We start from the raw sequence: 20,249 nt of genomic DNA, 5'->3' as shown, positions 1-20,249 counted from the left end.
TTAAAAAAGCTTATAGCCTACAGCTTAAAGCCTAAAGCAAGAAAAAGAAAAATGGAAAGTTTTAGAACAGAAATAGAAAATCCGGTAGTTCAGAAGGAGATTATCGAATTAGAAAAAAAGATTCACTTATTCCGTGGAGGAAAAATTGATGATGAGCGTTTTCGTAGTCTTCGTTTAGCGCGTGGAATCTACGGTCAGCGTCAGGAAGGCGTTCAGATGATTCGTATCAAATTGCCTTATGGAAAAGTAACCAGTGAGCAATTAGTGCGTATTACGCAGGTTTCTGATAAATATTCTACAGGTCGTTTACACATTACAACGCGTCAGGATATTCAGATTCACTACGTAAGTTTAGACAGAACACCAGAACTTTGGGCTGATTTGGCTAAAGACGATATCACGCTTCGTGAAGCTTGTGGAAACACAGTAAGAAATATTACAGGAAGTGAATTGGCTGGTGTAGACGTAAACGAACCATTTGATGTTTCGCCTTATGCACACGGACTTTTTCAATATTTGTTAAGAAACCCAATTTGTCAGGAAATGGGACGTAAATTCAAAATTTCGTTCTCTTCTTCAGACGAGGATACGGCTTTGAGTTATTTACACGATTTAGGATTTATTCCGAAAATTAAAGACGGACAAAAAGGTTTCAAAATCATGTTTGGAGGAGGTTTAGGATCTCAGCCAGCACATGCTGAATTGCTTTCAGAATTCGTTCCAGTTAACGAAATCATTCCAACAGCGGAAGGAATCATTCGTATTTTCGACAGATACGGAGAACGTGCAAAAAGAATGAAAGCGCGTATGAAATTCTTAATCAAAGAAATGGGGAAAGACGCTTTTCTTGATTTGGTTGAAAAAGAGAAAAAAGCCATCGCTTTTGAAACATACGAAATCGATACAACCGCTTTTGATGGCCCAATTACAGAACCGTTATTAGAAGTTCCACAAGTTACAATCGAAGATACTGCGGCTTATGAAGCATGGAAAAAATCGAATGTAATCAAACAGAAACAAGAAGGTTATTACGCGATCGGAATCAAAATTTTATTAGGAGATTTTTATACTGATAAAGCACGATTGTTAGCCAATTTAATCAAGAATTATGGAGCAAATGAATTACGTTTTTCATTGCGTCAAAATATTGTAATACGTAACATAAAAGAAGAGAATCTTCCTTTCTTTTATCAAGAATTAGCCAAACTTGACTTTGTTCAATTAGGATATAATTCAGTTGGAGATATTACGGCATGTCCGGGTACTGATACTTGCAACTTGGGGATTGCAAGTAGTACCGGTATTGCAGAAGAATTGGAGAGAGTTTTAAGTGCTGAATATCCTCAGTATTTAAACAATACTGAAATCGAAATTAAAATTTCAGGCTGTATGAATGCCTGCGGACAGCATAATATGTCTGCAATTGGATTCCAAGGAATGTCTATCAACTCAGGAAAACTAGTTGCTCCAGCTTTACAAGTTTTATTGGGTGGAGGAAGATTAGGAAACGGAGAAGGACGTTTTGCTGATAAAGTAATTAAAATTCCAAGCCGTAGAGGTCCAGATGCGTTGCGTACCATCTTAAATGATTTTGATGCCAATGCAAACGGAGAAAAATTCCTAAACTATTACGATTTAAAAGGAGAGAAATATTTCTATGAAATTTTAAAACCTTTTGCAGATGTAACTAATTTAACAGAAGCTGATTTTGTGGATTGGGGGAATGCAGACAATTACGTAAAAGCAGTTGGAGTTGGAGAATGTGCCGGAGTTGTGATCGATTTAGTAGCAACATTATTGTTTGAAGCTAAAGAGAAATTGATTTTGGCTCAGGAATCTTTCGACGAGAAAAAATGGTCAGATGCTATTTATCATGCTTATGCAGGATTTGTAAATGGTGCAAAAGCATTGTTATTGGCAGAAAACCAAAAAACAAACCACCATGCAGGAATCGTTGATTTGTTTGATACCGTTTTCATCGAAACTAGTAAAATTGAATTGAACTCAACTTTTAAAGACTTGGTTTACCAAATCAATAAAAATGAACCATCTGAAGCTTTCGCTAAAGATTACATTGCACAAGCAACAGTTTTCTTTGACAAAATTGAAACTTTCAGAGCACAGGAATTAGCAAATGCATAATATAAAACCCAAAATAACTTTAGTCGGTGCAGGTCCGGGCGATCCCGATTTACTTACGCTCAAAGCTGTAAAAGCATTGGCTGAAGCTAATGTGGTTTTATATGACGCCTTAGCCAACGAAGAAATTCTGGATTACGCACCAAAAAATGCGATTAAGATTTTTGTTGGAAAAAGAATCGGAAATCATGCTTATACGCAGGATCAAATCAATCAATTGATTGTGGACAATGCTTTGACATATGGAAACGTAGTTCGATTAAAAGGCGGAGATCCATTTATTTTCGGAAGAGGCGGAGAAGAAATTGATTTTGCAGAAAGTTTCGGAATTGAAACTATCGTAGTTCCTGGAATTTCATCTGTAGTTGCCGTTCCCGCAAGTCAGGGAATTTCAATAACAAAAAGAGGAGTTTCAGAAAGCTTTTGGGTAATAACAGGAACAACATCAGATAGAAAATTATCTTCAGATGTAGCCTTGGCGGCGCAATCTTCTGCAACAGTTGTAATCTTGATGGGGATGCATAAATTGCCTCAAATCATCGATTTGTTTCAAAAAGAAGATAAAGGAAATCTGCCAGTAGCGATCATTCAAAACGGAACAACAGCAAACGAAAAAGTTGGAGTTGGAACAGTAGATTCGATTTTAGAAGTTGTAAAACAAAAAGAATTAGGTTCGCCAGCCATTATTGTTTTAGGCGAAGTTGTCAGAGAAAGCAATAAATTAAAAGGTTTTTACGAAGAATTTCTATCAAAAGAAGAAATTCGTTAGAATTTATATGTTCCGTTAGGAACATCTCATCGGTAGAAAATAAACGGTTTCAATAAATGTTCCGTTAGGAACAATTGATCGGTAGAAAAAAATAAATGTTTTCACAATAATAATGTTCCGTTAGGAACATCTGATTGACACCGATTTTGTAGCGTCAGGTTTTAACCCGAAGTTTGCATTATTAATTGTTCCGTTAGGAACAACATATTGGTAACATGGAACAAAACGAATTATATCCAATATTTCTAAAGCTTCACAATTTAAATGTATTAATTGTAGGCGGAGGAAATGTAGGTCTGGAAAAGCTTTCTTTCTTGCTAAAGTCAAGTCCGAATGCAAATGTTGAGGTAGTAGCAAAGGAATTTCATTTAGAAATAAAAATTCTGGCGGAAAAACATCCTTCGATTAAATTGACAGAATCGAAGTTCAAAAAGAAAATGCTCAAAAAACGTCACATGGTAATTGCCTGTACAGACGATTTGAAAGTAAATAAAAAGGTTTACGATTTAGCGAGAAAGCGTTATTTGATTTGCAATATAGCCGACACACCAGATTTATGTGATTATTATTTGGGCGGAATCGTAACAAAAGGAAATGTAAAAATTGCCATTTCAACAAACGGGAAATCACCGACGACAGCCAAAAGGCTTCGGGAGTTTTTTGAAGAAGTAATTCCAGAAGATATCAATCAAATGGTTGAAAATCTGAATGAATATCGAAAAACCCTTAAAGGCAATTTTGAAGATAAAGTAAAGAAGATGAATGAAATAACTGCTTCTTTGAAAAGTAAAGAATAACAAAAAGTTCCAGCGGAACGATAATATTGGTAGCGTCGGGTTTTAACCCGATGTAAAAGAATGAATGAGATTACCTCTTCATTAAAAAATAAAGAGTAAAAAGGTTTCGGAAAGAAATTAATGATAAAAATCATTGAAAGTACAAGGATTTATTCGTTTCTTTGCGTTATTAAGAATGATTATAAACAACAACATAATGATTAAAACAGATATACTTATAATTGGAGCAGGCCCAACAGGTTTATTTGCCGTATTTGAGGCAGGATTGTTAAAATTAAAATGCCACATTTTAGATGCGCTTCCACAACCAGGAGGACAACTATCAGAGTTATATCCAAAAAAGCCAATTTATGATATTCCTGGATTCCCAGAAGTATTAGCTGGAGATTTAGTTGACGGATTAATGGAGCAAATCAAACAATTTGAGCCAGGTTTTACATTAGGAGAACGTGCCGAAACAGTTGAAAAGCAAGAAGACGGATCTTTTATTGTAACATCAAACAAAGGAACTAAATTCCACGCGCCAGTTATCGCGATCGCTGGAGGTTTAGGAAGTTTTGAGCCTCGTAAACCACTTATCGAAGATATCGAGTTTTATGAAGACAAAGGAGTAAAATACTTCATTAAAAATCCTGAGAAATTCAGAGATAAAAGAGTTGTAATTGCAGGAGGAGGAGATTCAGCATTAGACTGGTCAATTTTCTTAGCAAATGTAGCTTCAGAAGTGACTTTAATCCACAGAAGAAACGAATTTAGAGGAGCTCTTGATTCAGTAGAAAAAGTACAGGAATTAAAATCAGCTGGAAAAATCAAATTAATCACGCCAGCTGAGGTTATCGGAATCAACGGTGCTGAGCATGTTGAATCATTAGATATCGAAGAAAACGGAGCACACCGTAAAATTGAATGTGATTATTTCATCCCGCTTTTCGGATTAACACCAAAATTAGGTCCAATTGGAGACTGGGGATTAGAAATCGAGAAAAATGCCATTAAAGTAAACAATGCTTTAGATTATCAAACCAACATTCCGGGAATCTTCGCTATTGGAGACGTAAACACATACCCAGGAAAATTAAAGTTAATCCTTTGCGGTTTCCACGAAGCGACTTTAATGTGCCAAGCTGCTTACTCAATCATTAACCCAGGTAAAAAATATGTATTGAAATATACAACAGTTTCTGGTGTAGACGGTTTTGACGGAACTCGTAAAGAAGCTCCAAAAGCGGTTGTGAAGGCGATTGTCTAAGTTGCTAAGATTCTGAGATACTAAGACTCTAAGATTTTTATATAGAAAGCTCAAACTTTTAGTTTGGGCTTTTTTTTGTGTATTAGGCATAATCCCAGAGGGATGAAATATTTATAGAATAGAAATAATTCCGTCTGTAAAAGCTCCAGCGGAGCGACACGTTTATAATATGTCGCTCCGCTGGAGCTTTTGCTTGGTTAATTGTTTTCTACAAATATTACGCTCCTCAGGAGCTGAATAGTATAGCAAAAAATGTATAAAACATAGCCAGTGGTTTCAACCACTGGAACGCAACGTATGAACATATCGCATAATCAATGTGCATACGATCATATAAACACAACGCATAATCACAATACGTTCCCTGCGGTTGAAAGCGCGGGCTATATTTGAAAAACATAAACTAAAAAACCTTAGAACCTTAGTCTCTTAGAACCTCAGAACCTTAGAAAAAAAACATTTGCAAATCGAAACCCTATTTCATACCTTTGCGCTGTTCTTAAAATTTATTGTTCGTTATCACGAAAGGCGGAGGGATAGACCCGATGAAACCTTAGCAACCCTTTACCATAAAGAAGGTGCTAAATTCTACTTTATACGATATTTTCCAGTATTAAAGATAGATAACACAAATACACACAAGTATTTCTCAAAACTTTTCTCGATAACATATAATATTTACTGAAACAGATTCAGTAGCAGGAGCGAATCATTGGCGCATTTTTGTAGTCAGTAGTTCCCGCTTTCGCCTATATCTCTCCATTTCATTACGAGGATACCGGCTCAATCGGGGCTAATGAGCCAGCAATAGTGCACTTTTGGAATTAATGTGAATAAAAATATCGAAGGTTAAACCCGACATGTCGGGTTTAAATAGAGCCTTCAAAAATTATAATTAAAAAAGCTTTGTGCCTTAGCGCCTTAGCGGCAAATACAACATGGCAATTACGATACAAGAAGCAATAAAAAAAAATATCCTAATCCTTGACGGAGCAATGGGAACAATGTTGCAACGCTATAATTTCTCAGAAGAAGATTTCAGAGGAGAGCGTTTCAAGGATTTCCCGCACCCGTTAAAAGGAAACAACGATTTACTATCCCTAACACAACCACAAGCAATCCGCGATGTACATGCCGCTTATTACGAAGCTGGTGCTGACATTGTAGAAACCAATACTTTCTCTGGAACGACAATCGGTATGGCCGATTATCACATGGAAGATTTGGTTTACGAGTTAAACTACGAATCGGCAAAACTTGCACGCGAGGTTGCCGATGAGTTTACCGCAAAAAATCCGGAGAAACCTCGTTTCGTAGCCGGTTCAATTGGGCCGACAAACAGAACGGCAAGTATGTCACCAGATGTAAACGATCCAGGTTACAGAGCTGTAACATTTGACGATTTACGAATTGCTTACAAACAACAAGCAGAAGCTTTAATGGATGGAGGCTGTGATTTACTTTTAGTAGAAACGATTTTCGATACTTTAAATGCAAAAGCAGCACTTTTTGCAATCGAAGAAGTAAAGGAAGAACGCAACATCGATATTCCAATCATGGTTTCAGGAACAATTACCGATGCGTCAGGAAGAACACTTTCTGGGCAGACAGTTGAAGCGTTTTTGATTTCAGTTTCACATATTCCGTTATTAAGTGTAGGATTTAATTGTGCTCTTGGAGCAGATTTATTGAAGCCGTATTTAAAAACACTAGCGCATAATACAAGCTTTAATGTTTCGGCACATCCAAACGCAGGATTGCCAAACGCATTCGGACAATACGATGAGACACCAGAACAAACTCAGGCTTTCATTAAAGAATATTTAGAAGATAATTTAATTAATATCATCGGAGGTTGTTGCGGAACAACTCCAGATCATATTCGATTAATGGCTGAAGTTGCGAAGGATTATAAGCCACGTGTGGCACCGATTTTTGAATAATTTATAAAATTTGTACAGATAAAAATTATGCTAAAAACAAGTAAAATTCTTTTGATTTTTATTTTACTTAATTTTTGTTCTTGTGATAAATTAGATACAAGAGAACTGATTGTTAAAAATAGTTCTGATAAAATAATATATAGCATTCTATCCGAAAATGATAGTATGAATGATTCAGGCTTTTATTATGAATATCAAGATGATTTTGATGAAAGTAAAAGAGGAGATTATGATGCTCCATTTGTTTTCGAGAAAATCATGAGCGGAAGAATGATTGCTAATAGCGATAGACCGAGATATTGGAATAATTATTTTCAAAGATTAGAAGATAAAAAAGCAAGGCTATTTATAGTAGAAAAGGATAGTGTAGATAAATATGGTTGGAAAACAATATTTGCTAACAATATTTACAGTAAAAAATATTTTATCACTCTTGAGAAATTGGATAGCCTTAACTGGCAAATTGAATATAAAGGGGATAATTGAGAGAATCAAAGAGAATAATTTTCTTACGAAACCGAGTTTGCGTGAGGGATCGAAGTGAAAAGCCCACAGCCTGACGAAGGAAGTGCGAGGACTTGTAACGGATAGCCCGGTTTGCCACGGCGAAACACGCCCAAATTAATAAACATAAATACCTACAAGGTTTTATAAACCTCGCAGGAAAGAAGATAGAATAAAAAAACTTAGAACCTTAGTATCTCAGGATCTTAGTAACTTAAAAAGAAATGACAGAAAAAAGAAGAGACCTTGTATTATCAGGATTAGAACCGTTGATTATCACGCCCGAAAGTGTTTTTGTGAATGTTGGCGAGCGTACAAACGTAACAGGTTCAAGAAAATTCTTGAGATTAATCAAGGAAGAGAAATATGACGAGGCGCTTGATATTGCAAGACAGCAGGTAGAAGGAGGAGCACAAATCATCGATATTAATATGGATGAAGGAATGCTTGACGGTGTTACTGCGATGACTAAATTTTTGAATTTAATTGCTGCAGAACCAGACATTTCGAGAGTGCCGATTATGATCGACAGTTCGAAATGGGAAATTATCGAAGCGGGTCTAAAAGTAGTACAAGGGAAAAGCGTTGTAAACTCGATTTCGTTAAAAGAAGGAGAAGAAGCCTTTATTCATCACGCTAAATTAATCAAACGTTACGGTGCAGCTGCTATTGTAATGGCTTTTGATGAAGTTGGTCAGGCAGATAATTACGATCGTAGAGTGGAGATTTGCCAGCGTTCGTATGATATTTTGGTGAACAAAGTAAATTTCCCTCCACAGGATATTATTTTCGATTTAAATATTTTCCCGGTTGCAACGGGAATGGAAGAGCATAGATTGAACGCATTGGATTTCTTTAGAGGAACAAAATGGGTTCGTGAAAATCTTCCTCATGCGCACATCAGCGGTGGTGTGAGTAACGTTTCATTCTCTTTTAGAGGAAATGATACGGTTCGTGAAGCCATGCACTCGGTGTTTTTATACCACGCAATTAAAAACGGAATGACGATGGGAATCGTTAATCCAGAGATGCTGACGATTTACGATGATATTCCGAAAGATTTATTAGAATATGTTGAAGATGTAATTCTGGATAGACGTGATGATGCTACTGAACGACTTTTAGATTTTGCAGATAGCGTAAAAGGTGAAGCAAAAAGCGATGAAAAAACGGTTCAGGAATGGCGTTTTGGAACGGTTCAGGAGCGTATTACACATTCGTTAGTAAAAGGAATTGACGCTTTTATTGAAGAAGATGTTGAAGAAGCACGTTTGGCGGCAACAAAACCAATCGAAGTTATCGAAATCAATTTGATGGCCGGAATGAATGTGGTTGGAGATTTGTTCGGAAGCGGAAAAATGTTCCTGCCTCAGGTTGTAAAATCGGCTCGTGTAATGAAAAAAGCCGTTGCTTATTTATTGCCATTTATCGAAGCGAGCAAACAAGCCGGAGACAAACAAGGAAACGGAAAAATCTTGATGGCAACCGTAAAAGGTGACGTTCACGATATTGGTAAAAACATCGTTTCGGTAGTTTTGGCTTGTAATAACTACGAGATTGTAGATCTTGGTGTTATGGTGCCTCCAGAAAAAATCATTGCAGCGGCGATTGAACATGAAGTAGACATTATTGGATTAAGCGGATTAATCACGCCTTCGCTTGACGAAATGGTTTATTTAGCCAAAGAATTAGACAAACAAGATATTAAAATCCCGATTATGATTGGTGGAGCAACAACTTCGCGTGCGCATACAGCCGTGAAAATTGCGCCTCAATATAGAGAAACTGTAATTCACGTAAACGATGCTTCAAGAGCCGTTACTGTTGCAGGAAATCTGTTAGATCATAATAGAAAAATATATGCAGCAGATATTCGTGCAGAATACGATTCTTTTAGAGAAACATTTTTAAATCGTTCAAGAGATAAAAACTTCCTGACGATTGAAGATGCCCGTAAAAACAAATTACCATTGGATTGGAGTGAATATACTCCAGTTAAACCAAAAGTAATTGGTGCACAAACCATCGAAATAGAACTGGATGTTTTGGTTCCGTATATCGACTGGACGCCATTTTTCCAGACTTGGGAATTGTACGGGAAATATCCGGCAATTTTAACGGATGAGGTTGTGGGTAAAGAAGCGACTTCTGTTTTTAACGATGCTCAGGCAATGCTGAAAGTAATTTTAGAAGAGAAAAAATTAAAGGCAAAAGGTATTTACGGAATTTTCCCTGCAAATCAGGTGAATGATGATGATATCGAATTGCGTGATGAAAACGGAAAAGTTTTAGAGAAATTCTTAACGCTTCGTCAGCAGTCTCAAAAAACAAAAGGTGCTCCAAACATCGCTTTAGCTGATTTTATTCTGCCAAAAGAAAGTGGAATAGAAGATTATATGGGAGCTTTTTGTGTAACAACTGGTTTTGGTGTAGACGAATGGGCGGCAGAATATGAAAAGAATTTAGATGACTATAATTCGATTATGGTAAAAGCGCTTGCGGATCGTTTTGCTGAGGCTTTCGCCGAATATCTTCACGAGAGAGTACGTAAGGATTTCTGGGGTTATGACTCAGAAGAATCTTTGACTAATGAAGAATTAATTAAAGAAAACTATAAAGGAATTCGTCCAGCTCCAGGTTATCCGGCTTGTCCAGATCACTTGGAAAAACCAACAATTTGGAAGCTTTTAGATGTTGAAAAACAAATAGGAGTGAAATTGACTGAAAGTATGGCAATGTGGCCAGCTTCATCAGTTTCAGGATATTATTTCGGAAACCCAAAAAGTCGCTATTTTGGTCTTGGAAAAATAAAAGAAGATCAGGTTACAGATTACGCCAAACGCCGAAATGTACCGCTTGATTACGCCATGAAATGGTTAAACCCTAATATAGCAGATTAAAAATAGTCGAAAGTCAAAAGTCATAAAGTCTCAAAGTATGGGCTTTCGACTTTCGACTTTTGGACTTTAAACTAAAAGATTGATTTACGTTTTTTGATTCAGATTTTTTACACAATTCAAACTCAAAATTCATAACTCATAACTCATAATTCTAATAATGAAAGTAACAGAACATATAGAAAACGCCAAAGGAAAAACATTATTCTCATTTGAAATTATTCCGCCTCAAAAGGGGAAAAGTATTCAGGAGTTATATGATAATATTGATCCGTTGATGGAGTTTAATCCGCCGTTTATTGATGTAACGACTTCTCGTGAAGAGTATATTTACATTGACCGCGGTAACGGACTTTTGGACAAAAAACTAACTCGTATGCGTCCGGGAACGCTTGGAATTTGCGCTTCTATAAAACACAAATATAATGTAGATACGGTTCCGCATTTACTTTGTGGTGGTTTCACTAAAGAAGAAACCGAGTACATGCTTGTGGACTGTCATTACTTAGGAATCAACAATGTAATGGCGCTTCGCGGTGATGCTATGAAAGATGAACAATCTTTCGTGCCAAAAGCTGGTGGAAATCACTATGCAATTGATTTGGTAAAACAAATAAACGATTTGAATTGCGGAAAATACCTGCATGAAGTAATGGATGCTGACAACAAAGCCGATTTCTGTATTGGAGTTGCCGGTTATCCAGAAAAACATTTAGAATCACCATCTTTACAATCAGATTTAAAAAGATTAAAAGAAAAAGTTGATGCAGGAGCTGATTATGTAGTAACACAAATGTTTTTTGACAATGCTAAATATTTTGCTTTTGTAGAAAAAGCAAGGGAAATGGGTATCACAATTCCTATTATTCCTGGAATTAAACCAATTGCCGTTCAAAGACATTTGCAAGTTTTGCCACAGATTTTTAGAATCGATCTACCAGAAGATTTAATCGATGCTGTAGACAAATGCAAAAATAATGCTGAAATTAAACAAGTCGGAATCGAATGGGCGATTCAGCAGTCATTAGAATTAAAAGCCGCGGGAGTTCCGTTTTTACACTATTATTCAATGGGTAAATCTGAGAATATCCGCCAGATTGCAAGTCAGGTTTTTTAAGGTCTTTGCGAGGAACTTTGTCAAAGTTTCAAACTTTGACAAAGTTGTTCAAGTATAGTTTGTCATTCCGAGGAACGAGGAATCTCACTCGGGTGTCGACAAAGATTGGCGATCTGCTTTGCGGAGTTTCTAGTGTGATTCCTTGTTCCTCGGAATGACAAAAAAGTTGGAATTTGGAATTTTTTAATTGGAATTTAAAAATAACCATTATGAAACAAGAAGAACTACAAGCCATAGCCTCTCAACTAAAACATCCATCGGGAGAAAAAGGAATTGAAATGGCCAATATGATGAACGAAACGAACATCAATATGACCAAACATTCGATTCAGAATCTAAATATTTCAAATGAAAACAGAATTCTGGAACTTGGCCACGGAAACGCAGGCCATGTCGAATTTCTGTTTGAACAAGCGAAAAGTCTAAAATACTACGGACTGGAAATGTCGGAACTGATGTTTCAGGAAGCGCGCCAGATCAACCGAAACTTTGTTTCTCAAAAACAAGCTTTCTTTTCGCTTTATGACGGAAATACAATTCCGTTTGAAGATGGATTATTCGATAAAATATTTACTGTAAATACAATCTATTTTTGGCAGAAACCCGAAGAATTGCTTTCAGAAATCTACAGAGTTTTAAAGCCAAACGGTACTTTCTGTTTGACATTTGCCGAAGAGGATTTTATGAAAACACTGCCTTTTACACAATTCGAATTTAAATTGTACAGTACAGAAAAAGCGCAGAAATTAATCAAAAAATCAGATTTTAAAATCGTTTACACAGAAACACAGACGGAAAAAGTAAAAAGCAAAACTGGCGAATTGGTTGACAGAGCTTTTACTACTATTGTTCTGGAGAAATAGTTAAGATTTTTAAACACATAGAAACATAGATTTTTCTTAATTTTAGTTTAGAAGAATTAAAAGGAAAAATACATTTTTCACACGTAGTCCCAATAGCTAGCGGGATTTGTTTAAATAAGTAAAACGCCTTTCTAGACAAAGAGAACTATGTTTCTATGTGTTTAGAAAATATAGAGATTGCTGAATTCTAAATCCTTGGATCATTATGGAAGTTAAGAAAATCAATTTTTTGCAGAGTTACAGCAGTATTTTATGGCTTCTTGGCGGTATTATAGTCGGAAGTATTTTTGGATTGGTTTTCGGAGAAGATGTTTTGATCATAAAACCGCTTGGCGATATATTCCTGAATTTACTTTTTACAGCCATTATTCCACTTATCTTTTTTACAATCGGTTCTTCGGTTGCGAATCTGGAAAGAACAGAAAAGCTAGGAAAACTGTTTGTTATCATGTTACTGGTTTTTCTCGCTACAATTCTGATTTCAGCAATTGTAATGATTTGCGCTGTTTATCTTTTTCCAATTCATGAAGATATAGCAATTGCTAAAGTTCCGTTTGAAGAGGTTGCATCAGGATCAGCAGGAGATCAGATTGCGAAACTGCTTACTGCCAATGATTTCTTCGAATTATTGTCGCGGAAAAGTATGCTAGCTTTAATAATTTTTTCTTTTTTAGTGGGTTTTGCCACATTGCAATCAGGAGAAAAAGGAAGTGCTTTTAAGAGTTTTCTGGACTCAGGAAACGAGGTCATGAAACAGCTGTTGAACATCATCATGAAATTTGCACCAATTGGTTTAGGAGCTTACTTTGCTTACCAAGTTGGAGTTTTCGGACCGCAATTGCTGGGAGTTTATGCAAAACCAATGGCAGTTTATTACGCAGCTTGTATTTTCTACTTTTTTGTATTCTTTAGTTTGTATGCACTTGTTGCTGGCGGGAAACGAGCTTTTAAAGTTTTTTGGAGCAATAATATAATGCCCTCTTTAACAGCAGTTGGAACTTGTAGCAGTATTGCAACCATTCCGGCCAATTTGGCGGCAGCAGAAAAAATGGGAATTCCGGCTCATGTGCGTAATTTGGTAATTCCGCTTGGAGCGCCTTTGCATAAGGATGGGTCGAGTATGTCATCCATTTTAAAAATAACTTTTTTGTTTGCTATGTTTGGTAAAGATTTTTCAGATCCGATGACCATTCTTTTGGCACTCGGGATTACCGTTGTCGTTTCGATTGTAGAAGGTGGAATTCCAAACGGAGGTTATATTGGAGAAATCTTAGCCATAACAGTTTATGGTTTTCCGATGGAACAAGCACTTCCAGTTGCCATGATTTTGGGAACTTTGGTTGATCCGATTGCCACTTTATTAAATGCCAACGGAGATGTAATCTGCTCGATGATGGTTTCTAGATTCTCCGAAAAGACAAAGTGGTAGCTATTCTTTAAAACACACAATTTTTTATAACCTTTCTTATCCGCGCAATCTGTGCTACATAACTAATACAATAAACTTATGAATTCAATATTACAGCATGATCTCAACAATTTTGAGAATATCTTAGAAAAAACGAAACAGCAAGGTGTCGATTTTTTGAATAATATCGAAAATATTCCAACCTCGAATACCTATTCAATCGACCCGAAAACGGTACTAAACGAATTAGGTTTAGGATCTATTGAGGCTTTAAAGGAATTTAATGAAAGATTGGCTCCGCTAATAGTTTCTTCGCCTGGACCAAGATATTGGGGATTTGTAACAGGTGGTTCAACACCAGCATCTATTGTGGGAGATTGGCTGGCTTCTGTTTATGATCAAAATACTCAAGCTGTAAAAGCACAAGGAGGGGCGTCGGCATTAATAGAATTTGAGACCATTAATTTATTATTGCAATTATTGGAACTTCCAGATTCATTTTTAGGCGGATTTGTTACAGGAGCTACAATGTCAAACTTTACTGCGCTTGGTGTTGCCAGACAATGGTTTGGTAAACAATTTGAAAAAGATTTTGCTAAAAACGGAATTTCAGTACCCATTAATATTCTAACAGCGACTCCACATTCTTCTTCTGTAAAATGTTTATCGCTTTTAGGAATTGGAAGCCAAAATTATACGGTTGTAAAAACAATTGAAGGGAACCGTGAAGCTTTGGATATTGCTGATTTAGAAGAAAAAATTAAAACTTTAAACGGAAAACCTTTTATTCTTATTTCAAGTGCAGGAACGGTAAACTCAGCCGATTTTGATGATTTTGAAGCCATTGCAGCATTAAAAGGCAAATACAATTTCTGGTGGCATATTGATGCAGCTTTTGGTGGATTTGCTGCGGTTTCAGAAAAATACAAACATTATGTAAAAGGTTGGGAAGGAGCAGACAGTATTACTATTGACTGTCATAAATGGCTAAATGTGCCTTACGAAAGTGCTTTTTATTTGGTTAAAAGAGATCATATAAATTTGCAGATTGAAACTTTTCAAAATTCAAATGCACCATATTTAGGAAATCCGTTGGAGAATTTTAATTACTTGAATGTTGTTCCTGAAAATTCACGCCGTTTACGTGCGCTGCCTGTATGGTTTTCGCTTAAAGCCTATGGTAAAGAGGGATTTAGAGATATTATTGAAGACAGTACAGCATTGGCTTTGCATTTTGGAAATGCTTTAATAGAAAATGATTTTGAGCTTTTGGCACCAATTCGTTTAAATAATGTTTGCTTTACGCTGAAAGGCGAACACAATCAAGAAAAAGTAAGTCAGTTTTTATCTGCGTTAAATGATACTGGGAAAGTATTTATGACTCCAACGGTTTATCAGGGTAAAAAAGGAATAAGAGCTTCTTTTGTGAATTGGAGAACTACAGAAAATGATGTGAAGCTTGTAATTGAGGAAATGCGAGAAGTCCTTTCAGAATTATAAACTTTATAAAAGTAGAAGAGCCTGTTTGAAGGAACAGGCTCTTGACTAACACAAAAAAAAACAAAAACAAGGTATTTAAAGAACGAAATTTATATACGGTATGTAAATGCAATTGTTGCAATACGATTGTCTAACTCATATCTTTTATCAATAGTAGTTTGTGCAACTGCAGATTTAATGGTAAAATTGTTGGTATTGAAAACATCGGTAAAATTGAGTTTGATGTTTCCTTTTTTGGCTAAAACTTGTTTTGAAATTCCGATGCTGAAATCGAAGAAACCGTCTCTCTGATAAATTCCAAGATTTGATTTGGACTGATATTGAGCATTTCCTTCTGCTTTTAAGGTTTCAGTTATTGTAAAAGAATTTTGCACGCTTACATTCAATGTCATAATCGGATCGATTGTATTGCTGTTTAAAATGTCTCCCATAAACTTATTTTCAAAAACATTGAATAGTGTGTTAATAGACCACCACTTGTTTAGTTCTGCAGTGTTGGTAATATTAAGTCCGTAATTGTATGATTTGTCAACGTTTATTTGCGTTGTAACAGTTGTATTAGTGTCTGGATTATAGTTATAAACCTCCGTAAAAACATCTTTGGTGCTATTGAAATAAACAGAAGCCATAAAGTTGCTTTTCCAGGCATAACCAATTTCCATGGCATGTGTAATCTCTGGAATCAGGTTCGGATTTCCTTGTGAATAATTGAACGAATCATCATAAAAACGAAACGGATTCAAATCAAACTGACTTGGCCTGTTGATTCTTTTACTATATGATGCGTGCGCAGAATGATTACTCGTGAATTCATACTTTAAAGAAAGACTCGGAAACCATTTTAAATAATCGTTTTTGTGCCGTTCATTCAGTGTTTTCTGATCGATATCAATTGCTGTGTACTCACTTCTTAAACCAGCCTGAATGTTTAATTTTTCAAGCTGATATTTGTAATTCGCGTAAGCGGCATAAATCTGTTCGTTGTATTCAAAATGATTGGTTGAATTAAAATCGATTAACCATTCGTTATTCTCATAATATTCATAAACAGATGGATTATCATTGTTTTTAATGCTTGCTTTAAACCCCCATTCAATAGATTGTTTTTCCTTGAACGGATTTACAAAATCAATTTTTCCTGTAAAAACTTTTAACTGAGAAGGAATATAGCCGCGACGGTCATTTACAACAGTTGCATTTGCGGTATTATCTGCACTTTGAAATTGATTAGATCTAAACTTCGAAGTTTCATATTCAAAATCAAAAGACATGTTTTTTCCTTCGGTATTAAATTTATGCACCCCAGAAAAAGCATAAGTATAATCAAACCATTTTTCTTTACTGTCATTGTAAGTCAAAGCATCAAAAATGGGCTGGTTTGAAGCATTAAAAACTTTATTTGTTCCATCAGCCATATTTTCATAACGTCCGATTTTGGCATCAACATAAAATTCTAAATTTGTTTTAGGAGAAGCTTCGTATTGCGTTCCAATCTTGAAATTATTTGAAGTCAAAGGCTCATCTGTAATAGAGGTTTGATGGTTTTTAGATATAATTTCCTGATGTGTAAGGTCGCTGTATTGCGTCTGATCGAATTTTTTATGTTCTTCTTCACCGCGGAAAGTATAGCTGTAAATTCCGAAAACGCCCCATTTATCTTTATTGTAATTTAAATTAAAGCCAGAATTGGTTCTGTTTTTTCGGCCTCTTCCATAACTGGCAAAAGCGGTTCCTTTTAAACCAGAAGCATTTGGTTTTTTCATGATAATATTGATGATACCAGCTTTTCCTGCAGCATCATATTTAGACGAAGGATTGGTGATTACTTCAATTTGTTTGATGTTGGATGAGGTTGTTGCCTTTAAATAATTTGCTAATTCTTTTTGCGAAAGCTGTGTCAGTTTGCCATTTATCATTACGGCAACGCCCTGCTGTCCGCGAATAGACAAATCGCCATCTTGAGACACAACAACGCCTGGCGCACGTGATAATACGTCAAGCGCGGTCCCGCCTTCAGATACGATGCTGTTTTCTACATTAAAAACAAGACGATCAGATTTTTGAGTATATAGTACTTTTTTTCTGCTAATCACGATTTCATCTAAAGCATTTATAGTGGTTTCAACAATACTGTCTGTTTCTTTTTCTGTTTGAGAATATCCATCATATACTGAAAAAGCAAGCATAAGAGAGGTTATAATTTTTTTCATGTTGTTTCAATTTGGCCGATTCTAAACCGAGATTTAGAACATAATCTTTGTAATTTTTTGAATTAGAATTATTGCAGTACAATTTGTTCTAATTTTTCTGAAAATCTTTTTTGAAGATGTATTGCTTGATTTGAAACAATTAGAATAAGTTTTTTGAGGGTAAGGAGTATACGTAACATACCGTGGCATTTAAAATTTGATTTGCCAAATATAATACTATTTATAACAAGTCTAAATAAAAATAATAATTATTTTTTACAGAAAAAACTTAATTTGTTGATTTGAAGGGAAAAGGATAGAATGAGAAATAAAAAAAGCGGTCTGTTTTCTGTAAAACAAACCGCTTTTTCTGCCGAAAAACTGAAAACTTACTTCGTAATTTCTCTAAAAACAGCCTCCAAGTTTTTATTTTTCTGATTCAATTGCAAAGTTTTTAATCCATTTTCGTTGGCAAAGTCAAAAATTGCAGGACGCATATCTTTATCTGTAACAAAAGTCAATTCCCATGTCATGTCATGAGTATTTACGTACGAAGAAATGTTTTCTAGTTTAGCCAAAAGCTGTTCTTCTACTTTGTAATCAAACTCTACTTCAATAACTTGCTCTTTATCGGCAGTTACTAAATGGTCTAATTTATTGTCTGCAACAATTTGTCCTTTGTCAATAATTATGACACGATCGCAAATTGCTTCGACTTCTTGCATAATGTGTGTAGATAAAAAAACTGTTTTATTTTTTCCTGCATTTTTAATCACATTACGAATTTCCATTAACTGATTCGGATCCAGACCTGTAGTTGGTTCGTCTAAAATTAAAACTTCTGGATCATGAAGCAAAGCATTTGCCAATCCAACACGCTGGCGGTATCCTTTAGAAAGCTGTCCAATCTTTTTATGGCTTTCTGGTGTCAGTCCTGTCAGTTGAATTACTTCTTCAATTCTTGATTTTGGCACGCTATAAACATCGGCATTAAAAGCCAAATACTCACGAACATACAAATCTAAATATAAGGGATTGTGTTCTGGCAAATATCCAATCGAGCGCTGTACTGCTTTGGCTTCTGACATGACATCGTGACTGTTTACAAGGGCTGAGCCTTCATCTGCCAATAAATATGTAGTCAAAATTTTCATTAAAGTAGATTTTCCAGCTCCATTTGGTCCTAAAAAACCAACAATTTCTCCTTTGTCAATCGAAAAAGAAATCGAATTTAATGCTTTTTGTGTTCCGTAACTTTTTGATATGTTGTTTACTATTATCGACATAGATTTTTTATTTGCTACAAAAGTAACGAGAAATAGTGTCGATTGCTACATTTTGCCTTCTAAAGTGTTTCTTAAAAAAAATATAAAACCCTTAATTCACGGCACTGTTGTTGTTAAAGGAAACATAAATTTTAAAATAAAAGCCCAAATGAAAAAAATGTTAGTGATGGCTGCTTTAGCTATCTGCAGTTTTGCAAACGCACAAAAAGGAACAGTATTAGTAGGTGGAAACATCTCTTATTCTTCTGAAACAAGAGATTTCGGAAATGCTGAAAGAAAATCAAACGAATTTGCTTTTTCTCCAAAAGTAGGTTACCAATTTCACGAAAACTGGACAGTTGGAGGTGAGTTTACAGTTGCTTCTTCAAAAGATGATCAAGGTGTAAATGAATACAAAACAAACAGTTCTAAATTTGGTGCATTTGTACGTTACACAATGCCATTAAGCCAAACTTTCTCAGTATTCGCAGATTTAGGAGCTGGTTTCCAAAATCAAACTGAAAAAGATTACGTTGGATCAAACTACACAAAATATAAAGCAGATGGAATGTATATTGGTGTAACTCCAGCTCTTTTCATTAACATGCAAAAAGGTTTTGGTCTTAACTTTAGCATTGGTGGTTTAGGTTATGAAACATTAAATTACGATAACAACGGTCCAGATGTAAGCAGATTCAATTTCAACTTTGGTAAAACAGCAAGCATTGGAATTTCTAAAAACTTCTAATCTTTAGTTTTTATATTCAATTTCAGAAAGCGCTCCAAATGGAGCGCTTTTTTTATAACCATTTCTTATTGTTATTTTAATTTTTAACGCATTTAAAATGAGTTGTTTTTAATTAATCGTTAAGAAAATAATTACGATTCGATGTTGGTATTTTAATTGTTTGCTGTATGTGAAATCTTAATAAATATCACATATGAAAAAAATGCTACTTATTCTTGCATTGGCTATGGTTAGCTTTGCAAATGCCCAAAAGGGAACAATTTTAGTTGGAGGAAATATTGGTTATACTTCTGAAAAAATCGACAGAGAAATTGCATCAGCAAAAAACAATGTTTTTGAGTTTTCTCCAAAAGTTGGATATCAATTTCATGATAACTGGACCGCCGGAGTCGAATTTTCGGTAGAATCTTCCAAAACCAATCTTGGAGAAGGTGAAGGTAAAAGTAATACTTTTAAAACAGGAGCTTTTGTCCGTTATACAATGCCATTGAATGAAACTTTTTCGGTTTTTGCCGATTTGGGTGCCGGATTTCAAAATCAAAAAATCAAAAATTACGAAAATGGATCACTTGTGTCAGATAATAAAGCTGATGGTTTTTATACAGGTCTTACTCCAGCTCTTTTTATTAATATGAAGAAAGGTTTTGGTCTAAATTTTAGTATTGGAGGCTTAGGATATGAAACATTAAGCTATGATAATGATGATGTTGATTATAGTAAATTTTTCGTCAATTTTGGAAAAACAGTAAACATCGGGATTTCTAAAAACTTCTAGTTTTAGATTTTTATGCAAATAAGAAAGCGCTCCCATTGGAGCGTTTTTTTTTGTTTAATGCGTAAGAAAAGAATACCTATAAATAT

At 35.3% G+C, this 20,249-nt stretch carries 15 protein-coding genes and 1 riboswitch; of the genes, 13 read left to right on the top strand and 2 right to left on the bottom strand.

Going from position 1 to position 20,249, the window contains the following annotated elements:
- Window positions 1-51: 51 nt before the first annotated feature.
- The 11 genes from RB618_RS02930 (at window position 52) to RB618_RS02880 (ending at window position 15,186) form a co-directional block, all read left to right on the top strand.
- The gene (locus RB618_RS02930) at window positions 52-2,142 is read left to right on the top strand and encodes a HEPN domain-containing protein (protein WP_308067404.1); all 2,091 of its coding nucleotides are present in this window, start codon (window positions 52-54) and stop codon (window positions 2,140-2,142) included.
- Window positions 2,135-2,908, top strand: coding sequence for a uroporphyrinogen-III C-methyltransferase (gene cobA, locus RB618_RS02925; RefSeq protein ID WP_308067403.1), 774 nt, complete (start codon window positions 2,135-2,137; stop codon window positions 2,906-2,908). Before RB618_RS02930 ends, cobA begins: the two co-directional genes overlap by 8 nt.
- 215 nt (window positions 2,909-3,123) lie before the next feature.
- Window positions 3,124-3,705 (top strand): bifunctional precorrin-2 dehydrogenase/sirohydrochlorin ferrochelatase, encoded by a 582-nt coding sequence (locus RB618_RS02920; RefSeq protein ID WP_308067402.1) that lies wholly within the window; start codon window positions 3,124-3,126, stop codon window positions 3,703-3,705.
- A 196-nt stretch (window positions 3,706-3,901) separates the two neighbouring features.
- On the top strand, window positions 3,902-4,954 hold the full coding sequence (locus RB618_RS02915; RefSeq protein WP_308067401.1) for an NAD(P)/FAD-dependent oxidoreductase: 1,053 nt from the start codon (window positions 3,902-3,904) through the stop codon (window positions 4,952-4,954).
- 513 nt (window positions 4,955-5,467) lie between these two features.
- Window positions 5,468-5,584: riboswitch (SAM riboswitch) on the top strand.
- 308 nt (window positions 5,585-5,892) lie between these two features.
- Window positions 5,893-6,897 carry a homocysteine S-methyltransferase family protein gene (locus tag RB618_RS02910; RefSeq protein WP_308067400.1) on the top strand — a complete coding sequence of 335 codons (1,005 nt, stop codon included), beginning with the start codon at window positions 5,893-5,895 and terminating at the stop codon, window positions 6,895-6,897.
- Window positions 6,898-6,924: 27 nt separating this feature from the next.
- Window positions 6,925-7,383 (top strand): hypothetical protein, encoded by a 459-nt coding sequence (locus RB618_RS02905; RefSeq protein ID WP_308067399.1) that lies wholly within the window; start codon window positions 6,925-6,927, stop codon window positions 7,381-7,383.
- A 242-nt stretch (window positions 7,384-7,625) separates the two neighbouring features.
- Window positions 7,626-10,301, top strand: coding sequence for a methionine synthase (gene metH, locus RB618_RS02900; protein WP_308067398.1), 2,676 nt, complete (start codon window positions 7,626-7,628; stop codon window positions 10,299-10,301).
- 157 nt (window positions 10,302-10,458) lie between these two features.
- The gene (gene metF / locus RB618_RS02895; protein WP_129746183.1) at window positions 10,459-11,415 is read left to right on the top strand and encodes a methylenetetrahydrofolate reductase [NAD(P)H]; all 957 of its coding nucleotides are present in this window, start codon (window positions 10,459-10,461) and stop codon (window positions 11,413-11,415) included.
- 209 nt (window positions 11,416-11,624) lie between these two features.
- Entirely contained in the window at window positions 11,625-12,278 is a 654-nt protein-coding gene (locus RB618_RS02890; protein ID WP_308067397.1) for a class I SAM-dependent methyltransferase, read from the top strand.
- Between the two features lie 205 nt (window positions 12,279-12,483).
- On the top strand, window positions 12,484-13,707 hold the full coding sequence (locus RB618_RS02885; protein WP_308067396.1) for a dicarboxylate/amino acid:cation symporter: 1,224 nt from the start codon (window positions 12,484-12,486) through the stop codon (window positions 13,705-13,707).
- A gap of 78 nt (window positions 13,708-13,785) precedes the next feature.
- Window positions 13,786-15,186: a pyridoxal-dependent decarboxylase gene (locus tag RB618_RS02880; protein WP_308067395.1), complete on the top strand. Its 1,401-nt coding sequence runs from the start codon at window positions 13,786-13,788 to the stop codon at window positions 15,184-15,186.
- 89 nt (window positions 15,187-15,275) lie between these two features.
- Here the strand turns inward: RB618_RS02880 and RB618_RS02875 are convergent, their stop codons facing one another.
- Both RB618_RS02875 and gldA read right to left on the bottom strand, forming a co-directional pair.
- Window positions 15,276-17,396, bottom strand: coding sequence for an outer membrane beta-barrel family protein (locus RB618_RS02875; RefSeq protein ID WP_308067394.1), 2,121 nt, complete (start codon window positions 17,394-17,396; stop codon window positions 15,276-15,278).
- Window positions 17,397-17,764: 368 nt separating this feature from the next.
- A complete protein-coding gene (gldA, locus tag RB618_RS02870) occupies window positions 17,765-18,661 on the bottom strand; it encodes a gliding motility-associated ABC transporter ATP-binding subunit GldA (RefSeq protein ID WP_308067393.1) in 897 nt (298 codons plus the stop codon).
- A 148-nt stretch (window positions 18,662-18,809) separates the two neighbouring features.
- Here gldA and RB618_RS02865 point away from each other — a divergent pair, with 148 nt between their 5' ends.
- The gene (locus RB618_RS02865) at window positions 18,810-19,388 is read left to right on the top strand and encodes an outer membrane beta-barrel protein (RefSeq protein ID WP_308067392.1); all 579 of its coding nucleotides are present in this window, start codon (window positions 18,810-18,812) and stop codon (window positions 19,386-19,388) included.
- 193 nt (window positions 19,389-19,581) lie between these two features.
- The gene (locus tag RB618_RS02860) at window positions 19,582-20,163 is read left to right on the top strand and encodes an outer membrane beta-barrel protein (RefSeq protein ID WP_308067391.1); all 582 of its coding nucleotides are present in this window, start codon (window positions 19,582-19,584) and stop codon (window positions 20,161-20,163) included.
- The last annotated feature ends 86 nt before the right edge of the window (window positions 20,164-20,249 follow it).

This window comes from Flavobacterium sp. LHD-85 (assembly GCF_030929595.1).
GTDB lineage: Bacteria > Bacteroidota > Bacteroidia > Flavobacteriales > Flavobacteriaceae > Flavobacterium.
Note: the sequence above shows the minus strand (reverse complement) of the source record. Positions and strands in the feature narration are given on the sequence as shown.

Bases quoted from the DNA above. Each gene is read 5' to 3' on its own strand.
- RB618_RS02880 (WP_308067395.1), top strand. From the start codon at position 13,786: ATGAATTCAATATTACAGCATGATCTCAACAATTTTGAGAATATCTTA.
- RB618_RS02865 (WP_308067392.1), top strand. From the start codon at position 18,810: ATGAAAAAAATGTTAGTGATGGCTGCTTTAGCTATCTGCAGTTTTGCA.
- RB618_RS02910 (WP_308067400.1), top strand. From the start codon at position 5,893: ATGGCAATTACGATACAAGAAGCAATAAAAAAAAATATCCTAATCCTT.
- RB618_RS02860 (WP_308067391.1), top strand. From the start codon at position 19,582: ATGAAAAAAATGCTACTTATTCTTGCATTGGCTATGGTTAGCTTTGCA.
- gldA (WP_308067393.1), bottom strand. From the start codon at position 18,661: ATGTCGATAATAGTAAACAACATATCAAAAAGTTACGGAACACAAAAA.
- RB618_RS02905 (WP_308067399.1), top strand. From the start codon at position 6,925: ATGCTAAAAACAAGTAAAATTCTTTTGATTTTTATTTTACTTAATTTT.
- metF (WP_129746183.1), top strand. From the start codon at position 10,459: ATGAAAGTAACAGAACATATAGAAAACGCCAAAGGAAAAACATTATTC.
- RB618_RS02930 (WP_308067404.1), top strand. From the start codon at position 52: ATGGAAAGTTTTAGAACAGAAATAGAAAATCCGGTAGTTCAGAAGGAG.
- cobA (WP_308067403.1), top strand. From the start codon at position 2,135: ATGCATAATATAAAACCCAAAATAACTTTAGTCGGTGCAGGTCCGGGC.
- RB618_RS02915 (WP_308067401.1), top strand. From the start codon at position 3,902: ATGATTAAAACAGATATACTTATAATTGGAGCAGGCCCAACAGGTTTA.
- RB618_RS02890 (WP_308067397.1), top strand. From the start codon at position 11,625: ATGAAACAAGAAGAACTACAAGCCATAGCCTCTCAACTAAAACATCCA.
- RB618_RS02885 (WP_308067396.1), top strand. From the start codon at position 12,484: ATGGAAGTTAAGAAAATCAATTTTTTGCAGAGTTACAGCAGTATTTTA.
- RB618_RS02875 (WP_308067394.1), bottom strand. From the start codon at position 17,396: ATGAAAAAAATTATAACCTCTCTTATGCTTGCTTTTTCAGTATATGAT.
- metH (WP_308067398.1), top strand. From the start codon at position 7,626: ATGACAGAAAAAAGAAGAGACCTTGTATTATCAGGATTAGAACCGTTG.
- RB618_RS02920 (WP_308067402.1), top strand. From the start codon at position 3,124: ATGGAACAAAACGAATTATATCCAATATTTCTAAAGCTTCACAATTTA.